This window comes from Parabacteroides sp. AF14-59 (genome assembly GCF_003479515.1).
Classification (GTDB): Bacteria; Bacteroidota; Bacteroidia; order Bacteroidales; family Tannerellaceae; genus Parabacteroides; species Parabacteroides faecis.
Window position 1 is genome coordinate 74,530 of sequence record NZ_QUHH01000004.1, and the last position, 12,991, is coordinate 87,520.

Genomic DNA, 12,991 nt, shown 5'->3' on the forward strand with positions numbered 1-12,991 from the left:
ATAGCAAATGAAAACATTAAATAAATACTTATTTATATTAGCAGGAGGACTGGTCGGCCTGAGTTCGTGCAATGATTTCTTAGACCTTGAGCCTTTGGATAAAGTAACTCCCAATAATTACTTATGGTCCGAAGCCGACCTGGCATCTTATGCCATCAAAGGGTACGACTTTCCTGCACATGAAGAAAAATATACAATCGGGAGTTGGGGCAATGATAATGGCACTGATAACCAGGCAAAATCAAGTTACGACAACAAATGGCTGCCCGGGCAATGGAAAGTTCCTGAATCGATCAAAGAAGATGATGATCCATGGAATTTCAAAAAAATAAGAAATGCCAACTATTTCATTGAGACCGTAATGCCGCGTTATAATTCCAAGAGCATACAAGGTAACGACAATAACATCAGGCATTACATTGGCGAAGTATACTTGCAGCGAGCATGGAATTATTTCTCCAAATTACAAACATTAGGGGATTTTCCCATTATCAAGAATACATTAATAGATGAAGAAGGGGAATTAATAGAAGCCAGTAAACGCAGTCCTCGTAATGAAGTAGCACACTTCATCATCAGTGACCTGGATTCTGCCCTGATGCTTTTGAGTAATACGGCTCCGTCGGGAGGGAAAAACAGGATTACCCGCAATGTAGCGTTATTAGTTAAATCGAGAGTCGCTTTGTTTGAAGCAAGCTGGCTGACCTACCATAAAGGTACGGCTTTAGTACCCGGTGGTCCCGGATGGCCCGGTGGCGAATACACAGGCGCAAACCTGGACAGTGAGATAGCTTTCTTCCTAAAAGAATGTAAAGCGGCATCCAAAGAGCTTGCAGACCAGGGATTGTTGGCTCAAAATACAGATAAAACAGGTGTCAATCAGTCGGATACGACTAATCGTGGTATGAGCAATCCTTATTTCGCACAGTTCGCTTTGGAAGATATGAATTCGGCTCCCGAAATACTCTTGTGGAAACGGTATAGTTTTTCATTAGGTGTAAAACATGGTGCCACTTCTTATATATTAAACGGAGGTAACACCGGATTCACCCGTCAATATGTAGAAACATTTTTGTGCAGAGACGGCTTGCCAATTTACGCTTCTCCCTTGTATAAAGGAGACAAATCCGTTAAAGATGTAGAAACCGACAGGGAGTCGCGGCTTAACCTCTTTATGATGCGTCCTTACGAACATCTGGACAAACAGACCAATGAAGCCGGAGAATATAATGGACTTTCGTGGCCTTATGCTCCTGCCATCATCGACAACCCGGAAGTAAGATCTGTTACAGGTTATGGCCTGCGCAAAGGTCTGGCAGCTGATACTTACTACACTGGCGGCGATCAAAGATCCGTAGAAGGTTCACCTATTTTCCGGGCTGCCGAAGCATATTTGAACTATATCGAGGCTGATTGCATGGAAAAGGGAGGGAACAGTATATCTGCTGAATCCGAGGCTTACTGGAATGCCATCCGTGACAGGGCTAATTTACCGGATTACCGTATTACACTGAATGCCACAAAACTGGATAAAGAGTCTGATTGGGGTGTATACTCTGCAGGAAGACAAGTATCTCCGTTACTATATTGCATCCGTCGCGAACGCCGTTGCGAAATGGTAGAAGAAGGTCTGCGTATGATGGACCTGAGACGCTGGAGAGCTCTGGATCAAGTCAATGGTTATCAGGTGGAAGGCGTAAACCTTTGGGGATCAGGTTTGAAAGATGCATATCCCAAATTGGATAAGGATAAAAAGCCCACAGGTGAAAGTCTGCTTATTCCAGAAGGACAACAGAATGCAAATGTTTCCAGCCTTGCGAACAGCGGCGAATATTTACGTCCTTACAGGGTTATCAGCCAAGGCAACAATCTTATGTGGGATGGATATAAATGGTGTGAAGCGCACTATCTTGATCCGATTGCACTGCATCATTTCAAATATACATCTAGCGACCCGAACGATTTGGGAACTTCTGTGATTTACCAAAATCCGGGATGGCCGCTAACCTCATCGGGAGCCATAGGATACTAGTGTAAGGCTAATTGATGTGTGGGAAGGTTCCCCTCTGCGAAGAGGGGGCCTTTGGTTCATATCTTTTGATTTTATGTTGCGTATTCAACGAAATAAGTTGGTAGCTGTTCTTACATTCATCAGGTCATTGACTTCAACATTTTGATGAAGGGCTTTCTATTAAAGAATACGATGTATTTTAATTATAATTTAAAATTTATTTATCATGGCTATATTAATTAGAGCGATCCAACGTGCTAATCCGCGGGATAAGAACGCGCCGAAAAAATGGTATGCCGTTCAGAATTCTACCGGGTTGGTTCCGGAAACGAAAGTGGCCGAACTTATTGCCGACGAGACGACGCTGAATCCCTCGGAAGCGTTGATGTCTATCCGCCAGCTTCGGAAAATAATCCAACGTCTGACGGCAGACGGGCATAGTGTGAAACTTGGTGATTGGGGTACTTTTTATCCTTCCATAAACAGTAGGGGTAAGGAGAAGAAAGAAGATTTGAAGGCTACGGATATTAATTGTGTAAATATTAATTTCCAACCCGGAGAAGAATTGAAAGCTGCCATGCAGAAAGTGGAATTTGTATGGATTGACAAACTGGTGGAAGGTAAAAAGAATACAGATGGCGGTTCTGGCAGTGATCGTCCGGAGATTGAATAATTTTTATTTTCTGAATGATAAAAGATCCCTCTCCGGATTTTCCGGAAGGGATTTTTTTATGCCTCTCTCTTCGAGATGAAGAAGTCAACTCCGAAACATGAAGAAACAAACTCCGAAACTTGAAGAAGTTTGCGCCGGAACATGAAGATGTGTTTTCCGATACTTGAAGAAGTGTGTTTTGTGAGATGAAGAAGTTTGCTTTCCGAGATGAAGAAGTCGACGTCGTGAGATGAAGAAGTCGGCCTTAGGCAGCTGTCCGAAAAGTCCATATTAAGGAACGCTGAATAACGCAGACAGAGCGCAGAGTCTCGCAGACCCTATTTATTCATAAAATAGATCTGCGAGAGTCTGTGTATTCTGCGTTGTCTGCGGTCAGTAATAGCTTTTTGGACAACCTCCTGTTTTTTTGTTTTCTGTCCGTTTTTATACTCTTATTCTACTGGTCGGATGACAAACTCGAACGTAGTCTTTTCCACCGGTACCAGGTACTGTGGCAATACACCTGGTCCGCAAGTAGCTGTACCGACACCCGCCTGTTCGGCATCCAGATGGACAGTCACTGTACCGCTTCTCTTTAACTGATTGATATGGGTGGAAGCATCGATATTGCTGTCCGTAAAAGGTACGATGCTAAACTGCCAGGGAGTAGCGGCTGTTACGTGCAAGCCGTTTCCCGCTTCGTTCGTGATTGTTGCCCAACGCATATCCGTACGGTTACCGGTCGACTGAGGTTTGACGTAATAATGGAACATTCGTTCCGCGTCCGTCTTGTCGAGGGCGATCCGTCCGCTTTGGATGCGGTCGGCGTATGTTTCTCCGGTGCGTCCCAGGTAAGAAACCTGTGTATATTCGGATGGCATTTCGAAGGTCAGTCCGATACGTGCCAGCGATTTGACGATAGCGGTATCCGGAGTGAAGGAGGTTGCTATCTTTACTGTGCCGTCAGGGGTCAGTTGATAGTGCTGCGTGGCTGTCCCTACTGTCTCACCTTTACCGTTTAGTAGTGCCAGTGTTGTCTGAACACTGTTCTTTTCTGCACGAAAGGCTTTTGCTTGTTGGTTGAGCGTGTTAAGACCTGCCGTTTTCCACAAGCGGGCACCGTTACGGTCGCGGTTATCGTTGTCCGTGATAGGGCGGTAAAGGCTGATCGTGAGCGGTGTGGAAAGCATTTCTTTTCCGTCGAGCTTATAAGAGGTCATGGCCCCTGTCTCCGGAGAGAAGGAGATGCCGATGCGGTCGTTGCTGAATGTGTTGTCGTCCTGTTTCAGGGCAGAAGTCTTCAGGGTGGGATATTCCGGGCGATAGTTCTTGTTGACGGTCCATACAAACTGATCGTAAGCCACTTCATGGGTGATCGGGATGAACGGACGTGCCTGCTTTGGTGTCCAGCTCAGATTCAGGAATGCCTCTTTACAGTTTTTCGGTAAGGAGGTTTTACCGAGTGTCAGTGTGGTGGTTTCGTGTGGCAGGCAGTCGACGGTTTCTGTTCCCTGGCGTACAACCTCTCCGTTGTCTGTGACCAGTTGCCAGTTCAGAGTATATTCATTCAGGTTGCTGAAATCGTACCAGTTTTTGACGGAGAGTGTCAGGTTGCGTTCGTCAGTCAGGCTGGCCTTGATATATTGGTAAACCTTTTTCACTTCGTTCAGATGCGGATGCGGTACGCGGTCGGCACCGATCAGCCCGTTACAGCAGAAGTTGTCGAAGCTGGGGATACCTTTAGGACCATAATCGCCTCCGTACGACCAATACCAGTTACCGTTCTCATCCAGTTCGCGGAACGACTGGTCTACCCAATCCCAGACACAACCACCTTGTGCCATCGGTTCGTTTTCGAATACATCCCAGTATTCTTTCAGGCCGCCGACACTGTTTCCCATTGCATGCACATATTCGCAAAGAATGAAAGGGCGGTAGATTTTCGGCTCTTTCTGATTCAGGTATTCTTTGATAACGTCTACACTGCGGTACATGCGGCAGTAGATATCCGTGTTGTAGTTTTGCTCGGCACGTTCGTACTGTACCGGCCGGTTCTTTTCGACAGATTTGAGCCAGTCGTAAGTACGTTCAAAATTGATGCCGTTGCCGGCTTCGTTACCCAGCGACCAGATCACGATGCAGGGATGATTCTTGGAACGTTCGTACATCCGGCGGGTGCGGTCCATATGGGCAGGGAGCCAGGTACTGTCTTTAGCCAGCGATTCGGGGCCGTATCCCATACCGTGTGATTCGATATTGGCTTCGTCGATCATGTAAAGACCGTATTCATCGCAGAGTTCGTACCACAACGGATCGGTCGGGTAGTGGGAGTTGCGCACGGTGTTGATGTTATACTGTTTCATCAATTCGATATCTTTCAGCATCAGTTCGCGGCTGACGGTACGACCCAGCTGCGAATGTTCGTGGCGGTTCGTTCCTTTGACCAGTGTCGGCACACCGTTCACGCAGAAGCGGCCGTCTTTGATTTCGGAGGTACGGAAGCCGACTCTGCTTCCCGTCAGTTCAGTCTCTTTGCCGTTACTGTCTTTCAGCGAGAGAAGAAGCGTGTACAGGTTCGGATGCTCTGCACTCCAGGCTTTTACACTGGGGATAGTTACGCCTTTGAATGTGATCCGGTTATTGTCTCCGGCGGGAACTTTGATTTCCTCTTTCAGGATGATTTTGCCATTGGCATCTTTCAGTCGGTAGGCGATGTGTGCGTTGGGATCAGATTTGCCTGCGATCCGGACATCCAGGTTGAAGATACCGTCCCGATAGGTGTCCTTGTCGAGTGTAGAGACAACTTTGTAATCGGCAATGTATTGCTGCGGAGTACTGTAGAGGTAGACGTTGCGTTCGATACCGCTCAGGCGCCACATGTCCTGACATTCCAGGTAGGAGCCGGAACTCCAGCGGTACACTTCCAGCGCGACGGTGTTTTCACCCGGTTGCAGTTTATCGGTGATATCCCATTCTGCGGGCGTTTTGGAGCCTTGGTTGTAACCGAGCTTTTCCCCGTTCACCCATACATAATAGAAAGAGATGACACCTTCGCAGCAGAGTACCACGCGGCGGCCGTCCCATGATGCCGGTATGGTAAAGGTACGGCGGTAGGATCCTACTTCATTTTCTGCGTAGGGAACCAAAGGCGGGTTTTTCTTGAAGTTGAACATCGGATCGTCGAACTCATAGGTTTCATTTACATAGATAGCTGTGCCGTATCCCTGGCGTTCCCAGTTGCCGGGGACGTTGATGTCTGCCCATCCTCCGGTATAAAAAGAAGGTTTGTAGAAATCCTTCGGACGGTTGTCGGGGTTCTTTGTCCAGTGGAATTTCCATTTGCCGTTCAGGCTTTGATACCAGGGCGACGATTCGTGGTCGCGGGCCGATACGGCTTTCTCGTTTTCAAAAGGCCAGACGTAGGCGTGCGGTTCCAGTTTGTTCAGACCGATTGCGTACTGGCTCTGCCACTCGGGCGTGTTGTCTGCAGGCTCTGCTGCAGCCTGGAACATTCCCAGGCTGCACAGAGTGAAAATAGATAACAGAGTTTTTTTCATTGTATTTATAGAATTATTATTTCATCTGTATATATCCATGTACCTTGTCCCGGTCGTGTATGATCTTCGGGGCATTTTCCGGGATTCTTCAGGTCGACTTTCAGGTAACGGCCTGTAGATGCCAGGTTGTCGAATGTCTTGTCTTTGATACGGACACCTTCACGGAATATCTCTTCCGGTGTGAAGGAACGTTCAGCAATCCGTGTATATGTCCGGTTATCGTTTGAAACGGATAACGTAATCTTTGCCGGGATATGTGCACCCATTCCGTAATTGGTGATACAGCCGATCGTTATCTGTCCGATATTTTCTTCTTTTCCGAGGTCGATTGTGAAGGAGGCATCTCTGTCATACCATCCGCACCATTCGAAATCGGATTGCTTGTCACTTCCCCTTAATCCGTTGGTCAGGCGGTAAGTCTGCTCGTTACCGTCGATGACCGGACGGGCTGTTGCTTTGTTCCGGTGAAGGGGCAAGGTCAATGTCTGCCCTTTTTGCTCTCCCGACGCAAAGGTCGCCGCTTTGATCGTAACACTGTCGGTAAAGGCCAATGAATCCGTGTAGAGCGGGGAAGAAACCTGTGGCTCGCTGCCATCCACCGTATAACGTATCTCCATATCCGGGCGGATACAGGTGAGGGCGACTTTCAATGTATCGTTATCCCCTGTTACCAGATGATCGATGTTGAACATGGAACGGGCATAGTTGACCCCGAGGTAATCATAATGCTGTGTCAACACATCCAGCCGTTTCAGGAAGTCGGGCCAATCCTTTTTGTCTTTGCCGGACCACGCTATCTCGCCGACAGCAGCCAGGCGGGGGAAGAGGAGGTATTCCACATCTTCGGCAGAAGTGCAAAACTCAGTCCACATGCACCCTTGCACGCCCATCAGTTTTTGGGCTACTTCAGGGTTCCACTCCGGTTGTACCGGCTCGTACTGGTAGACATTCTCCAAAGTATTGTTTCCGAAATAGGTACGTGGCTCGAACCATTGCGGTCCCTGGTAGCGGATCAGGTAAAGCACACGGGCGGGAGTCATGATGAAACGATGCCCCATCTGCCCGGCCTTGTATCCGGCGGTACCGAGCCCTTGCCACCCCAGGATGATTGCGTCGTTGGGGATTTTGCTGTTGGTCAGTTCGTCCCAGCCGATGACCTGGCGGCCTTTGCTTTTTACATAATCGGACATGCGGTTCATGAAATAGCCCTGCAAGTCTTCGATATCCGTAAAACCTTCTGCTTTCATGCGTGCCTGGCAAAGCGGGCATATCTTCCAGTATTTTTTAGAGGCTTCGTCGCCACCCAGATTGATGTAGGTGGAGGGGAAGAGGGCGATCACTTCGTCGAGAACATTCTCAAGGAAGGAAAAGACTTTCTCATTTCCGGCACAGTAAACAATCTCCGAGGCATCTCCACCCATTCCGGGGATTACATGTATCGGGTCTTTCACTACCGGGCATGCCAGTTCCGGATAGGCCGCCAGCGAGGAGTTGGTGTGTGCAGGCATCTCTATTTCCGGAATTATTTCTACCTGCCGTGCTGCAGCATAGGCGATGATCTCTTTCATCTCCTCCTGCGTATAGAATCCGCCTACAGGTGTCTCTTCTCCCGGTAGAGCGTTTTTACGTTGGGAGAAATCTGTGTCACGGGCCACTCTCCAGGCTCCGACTTCCGTCAGGCGGGGATATTTCTTTATTTCCAGACGCCATCCGTTACCATCGACCAGATGCAGGTGGAGTTTGTTCAGTTTTAACATCGCCATATAGTCGATTATCCGAATCACGTTTTCTTTAGGAATGAAAAAGCGGGAAACATCGAGCATTAAACCACGGTAAGGGAAGCGGGGACTGTCCTGTAAAGTCAGTGCCGGTACGCTCCATTCGATTCCGTCGGCCGGTACTCTGCTTTCTATGGCTGGCGGGAGTAGCATACGGATGGATTGTACGGCATAGAAGAAGCCGCAGTTATCAGCTGCTTTTACGGATATATGGGAAGGCGTTATTTGCAGTTCATAATTTTCTTTAGCGAGTGTTGTGTCGGTAGAAAAAACGACGGAAGCAGTCTTGAAGGACGAATCGGTTCCGATTGTCGGAGTGAATCCGGCGGAGGTCGTAAATAAGTCGGCTAATAATCCGGCTACAGCTTCCTGCTCCTGATTTTCGATCCGGATTGTTGTCGATTTGTTAAAGGTGAAATGCCCTTTACCGGTGGTTTGTTGTTCCGGCCGGGGAATGATGTTTATCCCGGAAGGAGTTGAGTTTGTGCATCCTGTAACCAACCAGACAAGAAAGGTTATAAGGAGTAGTTTGTCTTTCGCCATTCGACCTGCTTTTAGTGTTAACATATTCATCCGTGTTAATTAGATTATCTGGAAGACAAATTTATATGTATGTGTGTGGTCGGATGTCCGGTTTTGTACAAAAAAGTTCAATATTTGTCCAAAAAGACGAAGAATCGTTGATTTTTATGCTTGATGAAAAAGGTATAAGTTCCGTAAGAACTCATGCCTTTTGGATTCTTAGCAAAGATAAAAAAAGATTTTTTACAAAAAGACACCTTTCTTAGACTTTATGGAACAGATGGTTATTTCTTTATTTTAATTTTTTTTATACGAAATGCATAATTACTGATTAAACAGGGAAATTATAAGGTAACAGTAGAAATCTTATATATTGATACGATAAGACTCCATCTTCCAAAGTTCTTTTCTTATAAAAAATCTACCTGTAAAGTATACCTCATTTTTTTATAATAATTAATCTCCTGTAATCCTATTGTTTACAGCCAAAAGGCATGAGTTCTTACGGAACACTGGTATTAATCTATTAAACAAAACTTTAGGATGTTAACTATAGGAAAACATATATATGTGTGTATTTTTATTTTTTGTTGTGCAATAATTACGAAAGCTGCCCCGGAGTATTATTTTAAACAGATTTCCCTCAAAGACGGGTTATCGGAATCCATGGTGAAATGTATCTTGATGGATCATAAGGGGGGTATCTGGATCGGAACTCATTTAGGATTGAATAGCTTTGACGGGGAGAGAGTGAAAAATTACTATCATAATAAAAAAGATGTCGGATCTATCCCTGATAATGATATTTGTTTTTTAATAGAAGATTCTATTCAGAATTTGTGGGTCGGTACAACGCGGGGACTGGCATTATACAACTGGGAGAAAGATAATTTTATACCGGTCGTTTTTGAAGGAACTCAATTGAATGTGTCCTCTTATGTGCTTATCGAAGACGGTATTTTATTTTTTGGGCACAATGAGTTTTTCAAATATAGTTATGCCGGGAAAAAAATCTCTTCTTTACCGGTTTATTTGAAAGAAGATATACAAATATCTTTTGAAAAAGCCTCTTTGTATGAATTGGAAGATAACATCGTTTTACTGGCTTCCCGCTGGAGTGGTTTGTGGGAATACAATATTCAAACCGGAGATTTACGGCTTTCATCTTTAACGAAAAACTACCAGATATCAGCTTTATTAGTCGATTCTTCCGGGCGTGTGTGGTTGTCGCCTTATGGAAAAGGACTGATAGGGTATGATTGGGATAGAAATCAGATATGCTTTCTTGATATGCCGGGGAAACTATCCCATAATGTTATTTGGGATATAAAGGAGCAGGACGGAAAGCTCTGGTTGGCAACGGATGGCGGAGGTATAAATATTTATGATAAAGAAACGGGTGAAATAACTGTAATAAACCATGTTCCGGGAAAATCAGCTTCTTTACCTGGAGATTCTTTTTGGTGTTTGTATAATGATCCGGATGGTAATATGTGGGCCGGCGGTATCAGATGTGGTTTGGTGGGGTTGAAAAAGATTTATATGAAAACTTATCAGGATACCTTCCTGAATTCAATTTATGGTTTGAGTGAAAAAACGGTGAATGGCATGTATGAAGATAAAGATGGATTTATTTGGTTAGGTACTGATGGGGGAGGTATAAATCGCCTGGATCCTCAAACCGGCTTGTTCAGGCATTATCCGTCCACTTATCCGTCGAAAATCGTTTCTATTATCGGTTATGAAGAAGAAGAACTTCTTTTTTCCCGTTTTGGGAGAGGATTATTTCTTTTTAATAAACAGACAGGTGCTGTGAAAGAATATCCGATAACAGATTCTGATAAACTAAATATGTTGTTCAAACAGGGTAAATCGGTCCATTTGATCTGGTTGGATGAAAAGCAGTTTTATTTATTGGCAGACAGTGTCTATCTGTATGATCGATCGACACGGAATTTATCAGCCGTAAGGCACGAATGTGATGGACTGGCAGTCTCTTCCCTTCGGTTGGCAGCGAAGGAAAAAGATGTTAGTTTTCTACATGGGGAAACAGAACTGTTCGAACTGGATTATTCAGAAAATACGTTAAAACCAATATATTCCTCAACTGATTCTATAGGGAAAATTACGGCAGCCTGTAAAGATGGACAGGGACAATTCTGGATTGGGACTACGGTTGGCCTGTATTGCTATGACCCGGTGAGTAGAACCGTAGTCTCTGTAGAAAATAATCGCTTTTTGGGAGCCACATCTTTGGGTTTTGATAAAGCCGGACGTTTGTGGATCGGAACTCACAATGGTTTGTATGCTTATACACCGAAGGATGGCAAAATAATGGTGTTTGGTGAGTCTGACGGCGTGTATCCAAATGAATATATATCGGAATCTCCATTGATAAGCCGTACGGGAGATCTTTATATGGCCGGAGTCGTCGGGTTGGTTTATATTAAGAATAATATACCTTTCCCTGAAAACCCTGATCCCATGATCGGATTATCGGAGATTACAATGAATGGAGTTTCTATGGGAATCAGGTTCGATTCGGATAATAACAGTATTTCGGTTCCTTGGAATTATACTTCTTTAATGGCTAAGGTTATTGTCAGGGAAAATGACCTGATGCGGAAAAAACTATTTCGTTTTTATATTAAAGGAACACAAGAAGAAATGCTGGAATCGACCAATCATACGATAGCGTTCCATGCACTGGCTGTAGGAAATTATGAAGTCAAGGTTTCATGTCTCAAAAAGAACGGAGATTGGAGTGTTCCTGTGAAACTGTTGTCCATCAAAGTAACCCCACCTTGGTGGAGAACAAACTGGTTCATATTCTGTTGTGTTCTATTTGTAATAGCAAGTTTTTCCCTGACTATTTGGCTGTTTATGAAACGGCAGGAGAACAGGATGATCTGGGCAATGAAAGAGCATGAGCAGCGGACTTATGAAGATAAGATACGTTTTCTGATCAATCTTAATCATGAATTACGTACTCCTTTAACTTTAATCTATTCACCTCTTAAACGCATGCTGGCTTCGGAAGAAGGATTTAGTATAGGCCATTATAAGCAGTTGGCGGATATTTTGAGGCAGGTCCGGCGGGTTAAAGATATAATCAATATGGTGCTGGATGTTCGTAAGATGGAGACAGGGGGAGAGACTTTGCACATCAGGCCATATCATTTGAATGACTGGATACGTGAGGTTTCAGATGTCTTCAAGGGGGAATTGGAATATAAACAGATCCGTTTGGAGTATAACCTGGATGATTCAGTTGGAGATGTACCGTTCGATGAGGCGAAATGCGAAATGGCACTTTCCAATTTGATCATGAATGCCCTTAAATTCAGTGACGAAGGTTCATGCATAACAATCTCTTCCCGATTGGAGCAAGGGTATGCACGTGTGTCGGTTTCCGATCAGGGGATTGGCTTGGATCATGTCGATATCTCGAAGTTGTTTGAACGTTTCTATCAGGGAGAACATGGGCGGAAAGGTTCCGGTATCGGTTTGTCGTACACTCGTTTACTGATAGAATTGCATGGGGGACGTGTAGGGGCAGAGAATAATACCGGCAAAGGGGCCACTTTCTTTTATGAATTGCCTTTGGAGAATGCGATAACCTCGATTGAAGCAAGGCCTTACCTGAATGAATTGTTGGCATCGCCAGAGGTTAAAGTGAATACGATTGCCGATTTTTCTGTCCGGAAATATTCCGTCTTGGTCGTGGAAGATGAACCCGAGCTCCGGATTTATCTGAAAAACTCGTTGAAGGAATATTTCAGGCAGGTCTATGTAGCAGAAGATGGTGTTGAGGCTTTTGATATGGCCGTACGTTATCAGCCGGATATCGTAGTCAGTGACGTCATGATGCCTCGCATGGATGGTTTTGAATTTTGCCGGAAGTTAAAAGGGAACCTGGAAGTTAGCCATATTCCGGTTATATTGCTGACAGCACGGACAGATCAGTCTAGTGCGATACAAGGATATAAAGAAGGTGCTGACTTTTATTTGCCGAAACCGTTCGACCTGGAATTTCTTCTCGCCATAGCCCGTAATATTCTGAAAAACCGGGAGGCTGTCAAATTACGCTATAAAGAGGGTAAAGAGTTAATTTCGCCTAAAGAAGATACGATCAGTAATGCCGATGAAATGTTTATGAAGAAACTGAATGGCTTGATAAGCGAACACCTCGATAATCCGGAACTGGACGTGAATTTTGTCGCAACACATATGGCAATGAGTCGTGCCTCTCTGTATACAAAACTGAAAGCGTTGACCGATGTCAGTATCGGCGACTATATCAATAAGTTCAGGATGGCACGTATAATAGAACTGTTGGCGGATAAGGATCTGACCATTCTGGAAGTTTCAGAGAGGGCAGGCTTCACCAACCAACGGTATTTCAGTACGGTATTCAAACAGATATACGGGACGACTCCGTCTAAATACCGTCAGGAACATTTCAACTGAA

At 45.1% G+C, this 12,991-nt stretch carries 5 protein-coding genes; 3 read left to right on the forward strand and 2 right to left on the reverse strand.

What is annotated here, in order from left to right:
* Window positions 1–7 precede the first annotated feature (7 nt).
* Together DWW23_RS06190 and DWW23_RS06195 are read left to right on the forward strand one after the other, a co-directional pair.
* Window positions 8–2,032: a RagB/SusD family nutrient uptake outer membrane protein gene (locus DWW23_RS06190; RefSeq protein ID WP_122352408.1), complete on the forward strand. Its 2,025-nt coding sequence runs from the start codon at window positions 8–10 to the stop codon at window positions 2,030–2,032.
* Window positions 2,033–2,237: 205 nt separating this feature from the next.
* Window positions 2,238–2,684: an HU family DNA-binding protein gene (locus DWW23_RS06195; RefSeq protein ID WP_122352409.1), complete on the forward strand. Its 447-nt coding sequence runs from the start codon at window positions 2,238–2,240 to the stop codon at window positions 2,682–2,684.
* Window positions 2,685–3,115: 431 nt separating this feature from the next.
* Here DWW23_RS06195 and DWW23_RS06200 read toward each other — a convergent pair whose 3' ends face one another.
* Together DWW23_RS06200 and DWW23_RS06205 are read right to left on the reverse strand one after the other, a co-directional pair.
* Window positions 3,116–6,220, reverse strand: a complete 3,105-nt coding sequence (locus tag DWW23_RS06200) for a glycoside hydrolase family 2 TIM barrel-domain containing protein (RefSeq protein WP_122352410.1) — start codon at window positions 6,218–6,220, stop codon at window positions 3,116–3,118.
* A 5-nt stretch (window positions 6,221–6,225) separates the two neighbouring features.
* Entirely contained in the window at window positions 6,226–8,541 is a 2,316-nt protein-coding gene (locus DWW23_RS06205) for a family 20 glycosylhydrolase (RefSeq protein ID WP_122352411.1), read from the reverse strand.
* A gap of 522 nt (window positions 8,542–9,063) precedes the next feature.
* Between DWW23_RS06205 and DWW23_RS06215 the strand changes: the two genes are divergently transcribed.
* The gene (locus DWW23_RS06215; RefSeq protein WP_122352413.1) at window positions 9,064–12,990 is read left to right on the forward strand and encodes a hybrid sensor histidine kinase/response regulator transcription factor; all 3,927 of its coding nucleotides are present in this window, start codon (window positions 9,064–9,066) and stop codon (window positions 12,988–12,990) included.
* The last annotated feature ends 1 nt before the right edge of the window (window position 12,991 follow it).